This is a genomic window from Azospirillum picis, from assembly GCF_017876115.1.
Taxonomy (GTDB): Bacteria; Pseudomonadota; Alphaproteobacteria; order Azospirillales; family Azospirillaceae; genus Azospirillum; species Azospirillum picis.
The window spans coordinates 1-14,608 of the sequence record NZ_JAGINO010000021.1 but is presented as its reverse complement, the minus strand read 5'-3'; the positions used below and the strand labels follow the sequence as shown (position 1 = coordinate 14,608).

14 protein-coding genes are annotated in these 14,608 nt (G+C 68.5%); 4 read left to right on the top strand and 10 right to left on the bottom strand.

What is annotated here, in order from left to right:
- Positions 1 to 69: 69 nt before the first annotated feature.
- From J2850_RS23530 to J2850_RS23515, 4 genes are all read left to right on the top strand, one after another.
- Complete coding sequence (locus J2850_RS23530; RefSeq protein WP_307354516.1) at positions 70 to 1,362, top strand: MFS transporter; 1,293 nt, start codon at positions 70 to 72, stop codon at positions 1,360 to 1,362.
- Positions 1,363 to 1,389: 27 nt separating this feature from the next.
- Complete coding sequence (locus J2850_RS23525) at positions 1,390 to 2,469, top strand: FUSC family protein (RefSeq protein WP_307354517.1); 1,080 nt, start codon at positions 1,390 to 1,392, stop codon at positions 2,467 to 2,469.
- 112 nt (positions 2,470 to 2,581) lie between these two features.
- Positions 2,582 to 3,253, top strand: a complete 672-nt coding sequence (locus J2850_RS23520; RefSeq protein WP_209987208.1) for a response regulator — start codon at positions 2,582 to 2,584, stop codon at positions 3,251 to 3,253.
- Positions 3,246 to 4,652: a sensor histidine kinase gene (locus J2850_RS23515; protein WP_209987206.1), complete on the top strand. Its 1,407-nt coding sequence runs from the start codon at positions 3,246 to 3,248 to the stop codon at positions 4,650 to 4,652. The genes J2850_RS23520 and J2850_RS23515 overlap by 8 nt, the downstream gene beginning before the upstream one ends.
- Positions 4,653 to 4,735: 83 nt before the next feature.
- On the opposite strand, the gene J2850_RS23510 is transcribed toward J2850_RS23515, so the two are convergent.
- From J2850_RS23510 to eno, 10 genes are all read right to left on the bottom strand, one after another.
- Positions 4,736 to 5,599 (bottom strand): ABC transporter permease, encoded by an 864-nt coding sequence (locus J2850_RS23510; protein WP_246513437.1) that lies wholly within the window; start codon positions 5,597 to 5,599, stop codon positions 4,736 to 4,738.
- 18 nt (positions 5,600 to 5,617) lie between these two features.
- Positions 5,618 to 6,475, bottom strand: a complete 858-nt coding sequence (locus J2850_RS23505; protein WP_209987202.1) for an ABC transporter ATP-binding protein — start codon at positions 6,473 to 6,475, stop codon at positions 5,618 to 5,620.
- A gap of 18 nt (positions 6,476 to 6,493) precedes the next feature.
- Entirely contained in the window at positions 6,494 to 7,510 is a 1,017-nt protein-coding gene (locus tag J2850_RS23500) for an ABC transporter substrate-binding protein (RefSeq protein WP_209987199.1), read from the bottom strand.
- A gap of 242 nt (positions 7,511 to 7,752) precedes the next feature.
- Positions 7,753 to 7,998 carry a hypothetical protein gene (locus J2850_RS23495; protein ID WP_209987196.1) on the bottom strand — a complete coding sequence of 82 codons (246 nt, stop codon included), beginning with the start codon at positions 7,996 to 7,998 and terminating at the stop codon, positions 7,753 to 7,755.
- Positions 7,999 to 8,034: 36 nt separating this feature from the next.
- A complete protein-coding gene (gap, locus tag J2850_RS23490; RefSeq protein ID WP_209987192.1) occupies positions 8,035 to 9,057 on the bottom strand; it encodes a type I glyceraldehyde-3-phosphate dehydrogenase in 1,023 nt (340 codons plus the stop codon).
- A 117-nt stretch (positions 9,058 to 9,174) separates the two neighbouring features.
- Positions 9,175 to 9,825, bottom strand: coding sequence for a phosphoglycerate kinase (gene pgk / locus J2850_RS23485; protein WP_246513436.1), 651 nt, complete (start codon positions 9,823 to 9,825; stop codon positions 9,175 to 9,177).
- A 148-nt stretch (positions 9,826 to 9,973) separates the two neighbouring features.
- Complete coding sequence (locus J2850_RS23480) at positions 9,974 to 10,945, bottom strand: DMT family transporter (protein ID WP_209987185.1); 972 nt, start codon at positions 10,943 to 10,945, stop codon at positions 9,974 to 9,976.
- 34 nt (positions 10,946 to 10,979) lie between these two features.
- The gene (locus J2850_RS23475) at positions 10,980 to 12,206 is read right to left on the bottom strand and encodes an acetate/propionate family kinase (protein WP_209987182.1); all 1,227 of its coding nucleotides are present in this window, start codon (positions 12,204 to 12,206) and stop codon (positions 10,980 to 10,982) included.
- Between the two features lie 11 nt (positions 12,207 to 12,217).
- Positions 12,218 to 13,654: a bifunctional enoyl-CoA hydratase/phosphate acetyltransferase gene (locus J2850_RS23470; RefSeq protein ID WP_209987180.1), complete on the bottom strand. Its 1,437-nt coding sequence runs from the start codon at positions 13,652 to 13,654 to the stop codon at positions 12,218 to 12,220.
- 354 nt (positions 13,655 to 14,008) lie between these two features.
- The coding region (gene eno / locus J2850_RS23465; protein WP_281415042.1) for a phosphopyruvate hydratase at positions 14,009 to 14,608 on the bottom strand (600 nt) is incomplete at its 5' end.

Sequence of the window (14,608 nt, the reverse complement as noted above, 5' to 3'; positions counted from 1 at the left end):
ACCCTCGGAATGACCGGAAGCCGGCATGCGGCTCACGGCCATGGGAATGCCGGACATGGGGAGATGGGAGTGGCGGACGACCGGGACCTCTCGACCGCAAGCCGGCTGAAATCCATCATCGGCGGCTCGATCGGCAATCTGGTCGAATGGTACGACTGGTATGTCTACTCGGCCTTCTCGCTCTATTTCGCCCACGCCTTCTTCCCGGGCGAGGATCAGACGGCGCAACTGCTCAGCACCGCGGCGATCTTCGCCGTCGGCTTCCTGATGCGCCCGATCGGCGGCTGGCTGATGGGCTGGTACGCGGACCGCCATGGCCGCAAAGCGGCCCTCACCCTGTCGGTCACGATGATGTGCCTGGGCTCGCTGATGATCGCGCTGACCCCGACCTACCAGACCATCGGACTGCTGTCCCCGCTGATCCTGGTTGCCGCCCGGCTGCTGCAGGGGTTGAGCGTCGGTGGCGAGTACGGCACCAGCGCCACCTATCTCAGCGAGATGGCGACGCGGGACCGACGCGGATTCTATTCCAGCTTCCAATATGTGACGCTGATCATGGGTCAGTTGCTGGCGCTGCTGGTCCTGGTGCTGCTGCAGCGGGTCTTCCTGACGGAAGAGCAGTTGAGCGCCTGGGGCTGGCGCATCCCCTTCGTGATCGGCGCGCTGTGCGCGGTGACCGCGCTCTACCTGCGGCGCAAGATCGAGGAAACCCGGTCCTTCACCCGTCACCGCTCCGACCAGCCGCGCGGCAGCCTGTTGCGGCAACTGGCGCGTCACCCGCGATCCGTTGCCATCGTGGTCGGGCTGACGCTCGGCGGCACCGTCGCCTTCTACACCTATTCGACCTACATGCAGAAGTTCCTGGTCAACACGGTGGGGCTGGAGCGCGATGACGCCACCTTGATCTCCGCGGCGACGCTGTTCCTGTTCATGCTGTTGCAGCCGGCGGTGGGCGCCCTGTCGGACCGCATCGGCCGGCGGCCTCTGCTGATCGCTTTCGGCGTGGCGGGCACCCTGCTGACGGTTCCAATCCTCACCCTGTTGAGCCGGACCGACAATGGCTGGGTCGCCTTTGCGCTGATCTGCGCCGCCCTGGTGATCGTCAGCGGCTACACCTCGATCAACGCCGTGGTGAAGGCTGAGTTGTTTCCGGCCAACATCCGCGCGCTGGGGGTCGGCCTTCCCTATGCCCTGACGGTCTCGATCTTCGGCGGCACGGCGGAGTATTTCGCCTTGTGGTTCAAGAACGCCGGGCACGAAACCTGGTTCTACTGGTACGTCACCGGCTGCATCGCGCTGTCCCTGCTGGTCTATTTCTTCATGCCGGACACCCGCCATGTATCGGAAATGGACCGTGACTGACGGTGGGTGCCGGACGGAGACGCAACGGTGAGGCATTGGTTCGCCGCCAACCGCTCGAAGCTCATCCATGCGCTGCGGATGACCATCTCCTGCCTTGCGGCCTTCGCGCTGGCCGCGGCATTGGCGCTGCCGCAGGCGTTCTGGGCGGTGATCACCGCCATCATCGTGACCCAAAGCAGTGTCGGCGGCTCGCTGAAGGCGGCGCTCGACCGGTTCGTCGGCTCGCTGCTGGGCGTCGTCTACGGTTGCGCCGTCGCCATCCTGATGCCGCATGGAGACCCGCCGGCCCGGGCGTTGGCCCTGCTGGTCGCCGTGGCGCCCTTGTCCTTCTTCGCCGCCATCTCCGCCGGGTTGCGCGTCGCCCCGATCACCGCGATCATCGTATTGCTGGGAACGAGCGGCGCCTCGCTCGGCCCGCTCGGCTTCGCGACCGACCGTGTGCTGGAGGTCGGGCTCGGCTGCGTCGTCGGGGTCCTGGTGTCGGTGCTGGTGGTGCCGGCACGTGCCTCGCGCTCGGTGCTGGTGACCGCGGCGGAGGTGGCGCGGCTGCTGGCCCGCCAGCTCGACGCGCTTGCCGCCGATGGGAGCGCCGCCGAGGGAAATACCGACGGGAAAGGGCAGGCGGACATGAACGCGCTGGCGCTGCGGACCCGCAAGGCGCTGACCCGGCTGGAGACCCTGGTGGGGGAGGCGGCACGGGAACGGCGCAGCCGGTTGGCCGATCTGCCGGACCCCGACCCGCTGCTGCGCACGCTCATGCGCCTTCGCCATGATGTGGTGATGCTGCGCCGCGCCGTCTGGGAACCAAGCCGCAACGGGGCGCCGGAGTGGAGCTGGGCGCCGGTCGCGGCCGCCGCCGCCGCCCGTCTCGGGAGTCTGGCCGACGCGCTGGCGGCCGGTCTGCTTCCGGCGCCGTCCGATGCCTTGGCGGGCGCGCTGGCCGACTACCGCACAGCGATCGATGGCATGCGCAAGGCGCACCGCACCCGCGACCTGCCGACCGACATGCTGTGGCGGCTGTTCGGCGCCGGCTTCGCCCTGGAACAAGCCAGCCGCAACTTGGCGGACCTGGAGGAGCGGGTGGCCGATTTCGCCGCCCGGCCGTAGAGTCCGGTGCCTTGCCGTCGCCTTGCCTGGCGTCGGCGGAAGGAGCACAGTGCGCTGGACCCCAGGCTCCGGGCGGCGATCCGACCCAATCCGGCCGCGAAGATCGAAGACGATGCGTATCCTGCTTGTCGAAGACAATCACGATCTGGCGACGTGGCTGTGCAAGGCTTTGCGGCGCAACAATTTCGCCATCGACTGGGTGGGAGACGGCGAGGACGCCGACCATGCGCTGTCCGTCAGCGATTACGCCCTGGTGATCCTCGATCTGGGATTGCCGAAGAGGGGTGGCCTGGATGTGCTGCGGCGCCTGCGCCGCCGCGGCAACTCCTGTCCGGTGATCATCCTGACCGCCAACGACAGCCTCGACGGCCGGGTCGCCGGGCTGGACGAGGGGGCCGACGACTACCTTGCCAAGCCGTTCGAACTGGCGGAGCTGGAGGCGCGCATCCGGGTGCAGTTGCGCCGCGCCAGCAACCGCGCCGCGCCCGTCGCCGTCTGCGGCGACCTCCTGCTCGACCCCCGCAAGCGGGAATTCCGCTCGGCCGGGCAGGCGCTGGTGCTGACGCCGCGGGAATATGCCGTGCTCGAATACCTGATTCTCAAGACCGGAGAGGCCGTCGGCAAGATGCAGATCTTCGACGCCGTCTTCGGCATGGAGGAGGATGCCCAGCCGAGCGCCATCGAAATTTACATCCATCGCCTGCGCAGGAAGTTGGAGGGAGGACGGGCGAGGATCCACACCTTGCGGGGGTTGGGCTACGTCCTGCGCGCCGACGATGCTTGACAGCCTGCGGTTCCGCCTCCTCGCCTGGCTGCTTCTGGCGCTGGCCGGGCTGGTCGGGCTCAACCTGTGGATCACGGCAGGCACGGTGCGGCGCACCGCCGACGCCGTTGTGGATCGGATGCTGGTGGCCTCCGCGCGCGCCATCGCCGAGCAGACCACCGTGGATCAGGGCGTCGTGGACGCCATGGTGCCGCCCGCCGCGCTGGAGATGTTCAGCACCGGCTATCGCGACCGTGTCTATTACCGCGTCCAGGGCGCCGACCAGCGCCTTCTGACCGGATATCCGGACCTGCCGCTGCCGATGTCGCCGCTGGCCGCCCTGCAGCCGGTCTACTATGCGGGCACCTACCGCGACCAGCCGCTGCGGCTGGTGGCTTTTGCCCAGCCGCTGGTGGGCGCCGGCAGGGCCGACCCGGTGCAGGTGGTGGTCGGTGTCACCCTCAACAGCCGTGATGCCATGGTACAGGACCTGCTGATCGGTGCCTCCGGCCAGCAGGGCTTGATGCTGCTGGTTGCCGGGCTGGTGGTGGCGGTCGGCGTGACCCGTGCGCTCGCGCCCGTGCTGCGGCTGCGCGACGCCGTGCTGGCCCACGATCCCAACGACCTGGAGCCGGTGGCGCCCCTCCCGGTCCCCAGCGAGCTGCGGCCGCTGGTGGACGCCCTCAACACCTACATGCAGCGGGTTCGGGCGCAGATGGCCGCACAGCGGCGGTTCGTCGCCAATGCCGCGCACCAGTTGAAGACGCCGCTGGCCCTCCTCAGCACGCAGGCCAGCGTCGCCGCCCGCGCCGCCGACGAGGGGGAACGCGGGGAAGCGCTTGCCGCGCTGCGCCGGACCACCCGGCAGACGGCGCGCATGGCGAACCAGATGCTGACGCTGTCTCGGGCCGAGGCCGGCAGCCGGCGGCCGCGGGTCGATTCCGTCGACCTCGTGGCGGCGGTGCGGCTGGTGCTCGACGACTTCACGGACCCCGCGCTCGCACGCGGCGTCGATCTCGATCCCGAGGTGGCGATGGCCGGCGGGCCGCTGCGCGTGACCGGCGACGGCGCCATGCTGCGTGAGATGATCGTCAACCTCGTGGACAACGCCGTGCGCTACACGCTCCCCGGCGGCACCGTCCGGGTCGAGCTCGACGGTGACGGCCGGCACTGCCGCCTGCGGGTGATCGACAGCGGTCCCGGCATCCCGGCGGAGGAGCAGGCGCGCGTGTTCGAGCGCTTCTACCGCATTCCCGGGACCGGGCCGGAGGGCAGCGGGCTCGGGCTCGCCATCGTCAAGGAGGTCTGCGAGGCGGCTGGTGGACGCGTGACCCTGGAAACATCGGCGGAGGGCGGCCTGATGGTGGAGGTCGTCCTGCCGGGCGGTGCCGCGCCGCCCCGGGAGGCCGCCGGCGGTTAGCCGTCAATTGCGAAGCCCCGCGGATCCCGGGGGAAGATCCGGGATCCGCGGGGCTTCGCTGCGGGCTGGCGCGATGGAGCGGCTCAGGTCTGCTCGTGGAATGGGGTTGGCTTCCAGCGGACCAGATGGTTCTCGACCCAGGTGATCGCGAACTCGACCACCAGCGCCACGACCGCCAGGATGATCATCGCCGCGAAGACGCCGTTGGCGTTGAAGGCTCCCTGGGCGGTGGAGATCAGCAGGCCGATGCCCTTCTTGGCGCCGAGGAACTCCCCGACCACCGCGCCGACCAGCGCGAAGCCGAAGCTGACATGCAGGCTGGCGAGGATCCAGCTCATCGCCGAGGGGATGATCACCGTGCGGGTGATCTGCACCGGCGAGGCGCCGAGGATCTGGGCGTTGGCGATCATGGCACGGTCGGCCTCGCGCACGCCCTGGAAGGCGTTTGCGAAGACGACGAAGAACACCATCACCACCGCCAACGCCACCTTCGACGCCATGCCGAGCCCGAAGGCGATGATGAAGATGGAGCCGAGCACCACGCGCGGCACCGAGTTGGCGATCTTGATGTAGATGCTGAAGACATCGGCCAGCAGCTTGTTGCGTCCCAGCAGGATGCCGCAGGCAACCCCGCCGACGGCACCGATGAGGAAGCCGAGCACCGTCTCTTCGAGGGTTACCAGCACCTGCTCCCACAGCGGCCCCTGGGACGTGCCGTCGGTGATCCAGATGGCGATCTGGCTGAAGATCCCCGACGGGCTGGCGAAGAAGAACGGGTCGATCCACTCCAGCCGGGTGGAGATTTCCCAGCCGGCGAGCACCGCCACCAAAATGCCGACCCTCAGGCCGACAACCAGGCGCTTGCGCCGTGCGAGCGCCGCGCGGGCGGCGGTCTCGATATCCTCGCTGCTCGGTACGGCACGCGAGGGCATGGTCATATCGGTCATCGTCTTTCGCTCCCCGCCTCAGTGGCCGCTGTCCATGGTGCGCTGCTGGCCGATCTGGACCTCCTCGCGCAACGCGTCCCAGATCACCTTGCAGACCTCCACGAAATGCTGGTCGTAGCGGATCTCGCTCATCACGCGCGGTCGGGGCAGGTCGACGTTGAACACGGTCTTGACCGTGGCGGGGCCGGCGGTCAGCACATAGACCTTGTCGGCCAGCGCCACCGCCTCCTCCAGGTCGTGGGTGACGAAGACCACCGAGGCGCCGGTCCCCGACCAGAGCGCCAGGAGTTCGTCCTGCATCAGCGTCCGGGTCTGGACGTCGAGCGCGCTGAACGGCTCGTCCATCAGCAGGATCTTCGGCTCGTTGATGAAGGTCTGGGCGAGCGCCACGCGCTTGCGCATGCCGCCAGACAACTGGTGCGGGTAATGCTGCTCGAACTTGGCGAGATGGACGCGGGCGATCCAGTCGCGCGCCTTCTCATAGGCTTCCTTCCTGGGAACGCCGCGATAGAGCGGCCCGGCGGCGACGTTGTCGAGCACGCTGCGCCAGGGGAACAGGGCGTCGGTCTGGAAGACGAAGCCGACGCCGGGGTCGACGCCGCCGACCGGTTGCCCCATCACTCGGACCTCGCCGGCGCTGGGACGGGCCAGCCCGGTGACGAGGTTCAGGGTGGTGGACTTGCCGCAGCCGGTCGGGCCGACGACGCAGGCGAACTCGCCCTGCCCGACCACCATGTCGAAATCGCGCAGCGCCGTCATCGCCTTGCCCTCCGGCGTGACAAAGCGGCGGCTGACGTTGACCAGTTCAATGGCGGGTGCGGCTGCCCCGGCGGCCGCTGGCCGCTGGACGTCCCGCGAGGGGGTGAGCAGGGGCATGGCCATGTCTCCTTTCCCTCAGCGGCTCGCGTCGACGAAGTCGGTGGTGTAGGTCTTGGCCAAGTCGACGGGCTTGCCCTGGATGTTCTTGTTGAAGGCGGCCAGCACCTTCAGCACCGTTTCCGGGCCGTTCTTCGGCATGCGCCCATCGGGGGTGAACTGCGCCTTGCCTTCGGCCAGTCCCTTCACGTAGAGCGCCTTGTCGCCCTGGTAATAGTCGGCCGGCATCTTCTCCGCGATCTCCTCGGCGCTGTGCGTGGCGATGAAGCGCAGCGTCCGGACGAAGGCGTTGGCCAGCTTGGTGGCGTCGTCGCGATGCTTGGCCAGCCACGAGGACTGCACGTAGAAGGAGGCCGCCGGGTAGGGGCCGCCGAGGGCCGCCTCGGTCGCTTCCGGCGTGCGCATGTCGACCAGGATCGAGGCCTCGCCGGTCTTCAGCATGCGGCCGATCGTCGGCTCGGTGGTCATGCCGGCGGCGATCTGGTCCTGCTTGACGGCGGCGACGAAGGTGTTGCCGGCACCGACCGGCAGCAGCGTATAGTCGCCCGCCTTCAGCCCGGCACGCTGGCACAGGTACTGGGTCAGGAAGTCGGTGGAAGAGCCCAGGCCGGTGACGCCCAGCGTCTTGCCCTTGAGGTCGGCGAACGACTTGGTGTTTGCCGCCTGCTTGGTGGAGACCAGTTCGACTTCGCCCGGGGCTTGGCTGAACTGGACGATAGACTCGATGTACTTGCCTTTGGACTGCAGGTCGATGGTGTGATCGTAGAAGCCGACCACCCCCTGCACCGCCCCGGCCAGCAGCTCGTTCTCGGCCTCGACGCCGGCGCGGCTATTGATCAGCTCGACGTCCAGCCCCTCGTCCTTGAAATAGCCGAGGCGTTCCGTGAGAACCGCGGGCAGGTAGATCTGCTTTTCCATCCCGCCGACGATGATGACGATCTTCTCGGCCGCGAGCGCGGGCAGCGACGTGAGCACGGACACCGCCAGCGCCGCGGCGGACAGCGACACGCGCACTCGTCCAGTGAGCAGGGACATGACAATCCTCCCGGCATCGGGGAGCCCAGGCTCCCCGTGTTTGGCCAACCTGACTGTTGGGTTGCCTCACTGTACCGGAAGGAAGCTTTCAGCCAGCTTTCAGCGTCGCGGCCCCGCGGCGCCTGCCGGAAAAATAAGCCGGAAAGGCCTGCGGAGTGGTGCTGGCCCAAGCGATTGACTGTGTGACGAAGCGGATGCGGTGCCGCCGCGGCCGGTACGGCCGCGGCGGTTCGGCGGCGATCTCACCGGTCGCCCAACTCGTGCTCGATCTCGATGACGAGGCGCTCGGCGCATTGCAGGGCCTGCCGGCGATCCTCCTCGGTCATGCCCTGCATCGGATCGGATTGGGCCGGGAAGGAGTCGGACCGGCAAAGCCGGCGGCCGGAGGCGCAGACCATCACCTCGTAATGGCGGCTGTCCTCGTTGAACAGGCATTCGGATTCGAAACCCTTGGCGTCGGTTTCGGCCCACATCACGGTCTTGCTCATCGTCCGGCTCCTTCGGTGTGGCGGAATGGTCGGCGCTTACTTGGCGTTGGCCATGGCGACGGCGGTGTCGCTCATGCGGCAGGAGAAGCCCCACTCGTTATCGTACCACGCCATCACACGCACGAAGGTCCCGTCGATGACCTTGGTCTCCTTCAGCGCGAAGGTCGAGCTGTGCGGGTCGTGGTTGAAGTCGCTCGACACCAGATCCTCGGTGTAGCAGCCGAGGATGCCCTTCAGCGGGCCGTCGGCGGCGTCGCTGATCGCCTTGGCGATCTCTTCGACCGAGGTGGCGCGCTTGGCGGTGAACTTGAAGTCGACCACCGACACGTTGGGCGTCGGCACGCGCATGGCGGTGCCGTCCAGCTTGCCCTTCAGCTCCGGCAGGACCTTGCCGACCGCCTTGGCCGCACCGGTGGAGGTCGGGATCATGTTCAGCGCCGCGGCGCGGGCGCGGTGCAGGTCCTTGTGGTTGGTGTCGACGATCCGCTGGTCACCCGTGTAGGAGTGGATCGTGGTCATGAAGCCCTTTTCGATGCCGACGAGGTTGTTCAGCACGAAGGCCACCGGGGCCAGGCAGTTGGTGGTGCAGGACGCGTTGGAGACGATTCGGTGCTCGGCGGTCAGCTTGTCGTGGTTGACGCCGTAGACGACGGTGAGGTCCTCGTCGGTCGCCGGGGCGGAGATCAGCACCTTCTGCGCACCGGCCTCCAGGTGCTTGGCGGCATCGGCGCGCTTGGTGAAGATGCCCGAGCATTCCATGGCGATCTCGATGCCGAGGTCCTTCCACGGCAGCTTGGCGGGGTCACGCTCCTGCACGACCTTGATGGAATGGCCGTTGACGATCAGGACGCCGCCTCCGTCTTCAGATTGGGCGGTCTCGATGGTGCCGGGGAAGCGGCCGTGGACACTGTCGTACTTCAGCAGGTGCGCGTTGGCCTTCAGGTCGGCCAGGTCGTTGATCGCCACCACCTCGACGTCCTTGCGGCCGCTCTCGTAGATCGCGCGCAGAACCAGACGGCCGATGCGGCCAAAACCGTTGATCGCTACCCGTACAGCCATGATCGTGCTCCAGTCTTTTCCTTGCGGCTTCGTCCCATGTGCGGAACGGAAAACCAATTTCAACCTATCACCCCGGGAAATGACCCGTGGCGGGTGCAGTTTTCGCATGCCCGCCCGTCAGGCGGGAACCATCCTCCGGGCATCGCGCCCAAGCCAATCCGGCAGATCCGCCGGCTTTGCCAGTGCGCTGAAGCGTTCCTCGACCCCGGTCGCGGCCAGCGCCGCGAGCGTAGCGGCTCCGGCGGCGACCGACAGCAGGCCGGCATCGCGGGTGCGCCGTGCGATGAACCAGGCGAGGGCATTGGTGCCGGCGTCGAAGGGGGCGATCTCGCAGGCGCCGAGCGGGCCGGTCCACAGGACGGTGCGGACCGCCTCCACGCAGGCCGTCAGCCGTGCCACCGTCGCCGGCCCGATGTCGAGCGCCATGTCCTCCGGTCCCAGCGCCGAACAGGGAACGGCACGGTCCTCGGCCCCCTCACGCACCTCGGTCGCCACCACGAGGTCGACCGGCAGCAGCACCGTGCAGCCATGCGCCTTCGCCTTGTCCAGGATGGCGCGGGCGTCACGGGTGAACGCCTGGTCCGCCGCCTGGCCGTACAGCGACGCGCCCATGTCGGTCCCCGTCGCGGCCAGGAAGCCGTTGGCAACCGCACCACCCAGGGCCAGCGCGTCGACCTCGCCGGCCAGCCGATCCAGGAGGTCGAGCTTTGCGGCCGAGGCCAAGCCTCCGACGATCGCCAGGGCGGGCGCATAGACGGGCGGGGTCATGCACGGCTCGTCCAGGGAGGCCGACGGCCGGCGGATCCGACGGAGCGGGAGGATATGGACATTGGGTGCGAACATGATGGATGTCCTCGTCTCTTGCGGGACGTATCGTGGTATCGGTCCCCGGCGGGATCGCCGGCGAATGCCGCCTTCAAGCCGTTCTCGCCGGGCCGGCGGCCGGGCGTGCCGACGGATCGGCTCGCCGGTCGTTGTGCCGGCCTTTGCGCCGGGTCTCGCGCAGCAGGATCAGCAGGCCGCTGGCGATCACCACCGCGGCTCCCGCCAGGACGTGCGGGGCGGGCACGTCGCCCCAGACCAGCCAACCGAGCAGGGCAGCCCAGATCAGGCTGGCGTAGCTGAAAGGGCCGACCACCACGGCGCTGGCCAGCGCATAGGCCCGTGTGCTGAAATACTGTGCGCCGCCGCCGGCGAGACCCATCAGCGCCATCATCCCCAGCGCCCGTCCGTCCGGCGTGACCCAGGCGAAGGGCAGGGCGAGCGCGCTCAGCAGGGTGGAGATGACGGTGAAGTAGAAGACGGTGGTCACTGGCCTCTCCGTCCGCCCCAACTGCCGCATGGCGATCATGGCAAGCGCGTAACAGACGGCGGCGGTCAGCGCCACCAGCGTCGCACGGTCGACCATGTCGGGGCCGGGCTGGACCATGACCAGCACGCCGGCGAAACCGACCAGCACGGCACCCCAGCGATAGGCGCCGACGCGTTCGCCCAGCAGCGGCACCGACAGTGCGGTCAGGAACAGCGGGGCGGAGTAGGAGATCGCCACCGCATTGGCCAGCGGCATCAGGTGATAGGACCAGAACAGCAGGATCATCGAGGCCAGCCCGATGACCGACCGCCACAGATGCCCCAGCCGGTGTTCGGTGCGCAGGCAGCGCCGCCCACCCGCCGCGGCGATCATGGCGATCGCCGGCAGCAGGGCGAACAGGTTGCGGAAGAAGGTCACCTCGGTCAGCGGGTACTGTTCGGCGAGGACCTTGGCGAGCGCGTTCATCACGGTCATCAGGACCATCGCCGCAAGCATCGACAGGATGCCGAGCCGGGGATTCTCCGGGTTCGCCGGAGCGGGGACAGCCGGTGAGAGGGGAGAGGGTGCCCGTTCCATGATGCCCTTCCGCGCGCTGGCTGCGCCGCTCCGCTCAGGCCGCCCGGTCCGCCGCCGCGACGGCGACCGTGTCCAGCGTGTGGCGGGCGATCATCCGTTCCTCGTCGGTCGGGATGACGAAGACCGGCACCCGGCTTTCCTGGGTGGAGATCCGCGTCGCCTTGGCGCGGTTGGCGGCCGGATCGAGCGCAACCCCGAGCCAGGCCAGCTTCTCGGCCACCCGGGAACGGACCAACGTCGAGTTCTCGCCGACGCCGGCGGTGAAGACCAGGGCATCCAGTCCGCCCATCGAGGCCGCCAGCGCCGCGGCCTGCTTGGCAACGTGATGGCAGAAGAGCTCGACCGCTTCGGCAGCGGCCGGGGCGTCGGAGTTCTCCAGGTCGCGCATGTCGTTCGACAGGCCAGACACCCCGAGCAGCCCGGACTTGTGATAGAGCAGCTTCTCCAGGTCGTCGGCACCGTAGCCCTTCTCGCGCATCAGGTAGATCAGCACGCCGGGATCAATGGCGCCCGGCCGCGTGCCCATCGGCACGCCGTCGAGCGCGGTGAAACCCATGGTGGTGTCGATGCTGCGGCCGCCGCGCATGGCGCACAGGCTGGCGCCGCTGCCGAGATGGCAGACCACCACATGCCCGTCCGCGAGCTCCGGCGCCACTTGCGGCAGGCGATGGGCGATGTATTCGTAGCTCAGGCCGTGGAAGCCGTAGCGGCGCACGCCCTCGGCGGTCAGGTCGCGCGGGATGGCGAAGGTCTGCGATTGCCAGGGTTGGTCGTGGTGGAAGGCGGTGTCGAAGCAGGCGACCTGCGGTAGCCCAGGATAGATCTCGGCCAACGCCCGCATGGCGGCGATGTTGTGCGGCTCATGCAGCGGTGCCAGCGGGATCAATCCCTCAAGTGCGTCCATCACCGCCGGCGTCACCAGCGCCGGGGCGGAGAAGCGGGTTCCGCCATGGACCACGCGATGGCCGGCCGCAACCAGCGTCACGCCGGTCAGCGTCTCGGCGATCCAGTCGAGCAGATGGTGCAGCAGGGCCGAGCGGCCGGGATTCTCGCCGTCGGGCCAGCGGTGGTCGGCCAGCGGGTGGCGGGCGGCATCCTTCGCCTCGAAGCGGGGAGCCGTGCCGATCCCGGAGATCTGGCCGCTCACCACCGGCTCGAGGCCGGTGGCACCATCCTTGCGGATGACGGAGAATTTCAGGCTCGAGGAGCCGGCATTGATGACCAGGCAGGCATCCTGGCCGGAGTGGGAGAGAGAGGCCATGGCATGGCGTCCTATTCGGCGGCCAGCGACAGAGTCGGCCGGCGTTGCGATGCGGCGACGAGCGAAGCGACGGCACAGGAGGCCAGCCGCGTGCGGACGGCGTCCGCACGGCTCGTCAGGATGATCGGCACCCGCGCCCCCAGCACGATGCCGGCGGCATCGGCGTTGGCGAGGAAGGAGAGCTGCTTGGCCAGCATGTTGCCGGCCTCCAGGTCGGGCACCAGCAGGATGTCGGCCTGTCCCGCCACCTCGGACGTGATGCCCTTGGTGCGGGCGGCCTCGGCGGAGATGGCGTTGTCGAAGGCCAGCGGGCCGTCGAGGATGCCGCCGGTGATCTGGCCGCGGTCGGCCATCTTGCACAGCGCCGCCGCCTCCAGCGTCGTGGCGATCTTCGGGTTCAGCGTCTCGACCGCCGACAGGATGGCGACACGCGGCACCTCGACGCCCAGCACCTTGGCGAGGTCGATGGCGTTCTGGACGATGTGGACCTTGTCCTCCAGCGTCGGGTAGATGTTGATCGCCGCGTCGGTGATCAGCAGGGCGCGCGGATATGTGGGCACATTCATCACGAAGACGTGGCTGAGCCGCCGGCCGGTGCGCAGGCCGGTTTCCTTCTTCACCACCTCGCTCATCAGCTCGTCGGTGTGCAGGCTGCCCTTCATCACCGCCTCGCAGGCGCCGGTGCGGGCGAGCGCCACGGCAGCCTGGGCTGCGGCATGGCTGTGGGCAGCATCGACGATGCGGTAGCGCGAGACGTCGAGCCCGCAGGCGTCGGCGACGGAGCGGATCTTCGCTTCCGGCCCGACCAGGATCGGGTCGATCAGCCCGGCCATCGCCGCCTCGACGGCGCCGCGCAGCGAACTCTCGTCGCAGGGATGGGCGACGGCGGTGACGACCGGCGGCAGCTCGTCGCACTTGGCGAGCAGCGCGTCGTGCTTGTCGTGGCGGATCATCTGGATCTGCGGCAGCTCGTGCGCCGGTCGCACGACCTTCTGGGTGGGGGCGATCACCTCGGCGGTGCCGGTGACCACCACCTCGCCGTCCTGGTTGGTGCAGACGCAGTCGAAGACCACGACGTTCTTCGCCGGCCGCTTCTCCGTCACCGTGACGGTGGCGGTGACGATGTCGCCGAGCCCGACCGGGCGGCGGAACTGCAGGCTCTGGCCGGCATAGAGCGAGCCGGCGCCCGGCAGGTAGCTGCCGAGCACGCCGGAGATCAGCGAGCCCGACCACATGCCGGGGCCGATCACCTTCTGGAAGCGGCTGTCGGCCGCGAATTTCGGGTCGAGATGGGCCGGGTTGACGTTGCCCGACACGGTGGCGAACAGTTCCACGTCCATCAGCGTCAACTGGCGCGACAGGCTCGCCGACTGGCCGATGCGGATTTCGTCGAAGGTCACATTCTCCACCACGGCACCGTTGCCGCTGGCTTCACCACTGGCATGCATTGCTTGGGCACTCCGGTTGACCACCCTGGATCGGCGCGTGCGTTTCGGCGTCGCGGCATGAGCGGTCGGGCATGAACATTCGGTTCTGGCAGGCCCTGGCGAAGAATGACGGGGGCCTTTCCGTGCGGGGCGCGCCGGCCGGCTGCGCTCCGCTAATCGTCAAAGAGTATATTAATATATTAGATGTGCATCGCAACATGGAACGGGGGTGGAAAGCTGCTGCGGACACTATGCCGCAGGGAAGAAGACCCCCTCCTCCCGGGGAGAGACACGGGAGGAGGGGGAGATACGGCAAGGCACCTCAGACCCCCCCAGGACGCCCGCCGTATTCCGTAAAACCGATCTTCGGGCGCTTCAGGCCCTCAGGATGCCGCGGCCGGCGAAGCGGGATGCCGCGCCGAGCTGCTCCTCGATGCGGATGAGCTGGTTGTACTTGGCCAGCCGGTCGGAGCGGCTGAGCGAGCCGGTCTTGATCTGGCCGCAGTTGGTCGCCACCGCCAGGTCGGCGATGGTGCTGTCCTCGGTTTCGCCCGAGCGGTGCGACAGCACGGCGCTGTAGCCGGCCTTGTGCGCCATGTCGACCGCCTCCAGCGTCTCCGACAGCGTGCCGATCTGGTTGACCTTGACCAGGATCGAGTTGGCGACGCCCTTGCGGATGCCCTCGGCCAGGCGCTTGGGGTTGGTGACGAACAGGTCGTCGCCCACCAGTTGCACCTTGGAGCCGATGGCGTCGGTCAGCGCCTTCCAGCCCTCCCAGTCGTCCTCGGACATGCCGTCCTCGATCGAGATGATCGGGTAGCGGCCGACCAGGTCCGACCAGTAGGAGACCATCTGCTCGGGCGACAGCGACTTGCCCTCGCCGGCCAGCTCGTACTTGCCGTTCTTGAAGAACTCGGTGGAGGCGGCGTCGAGCGCCAGCATGACGTCGTCGCCCGGCTTGTAGCCGGCGGCCTC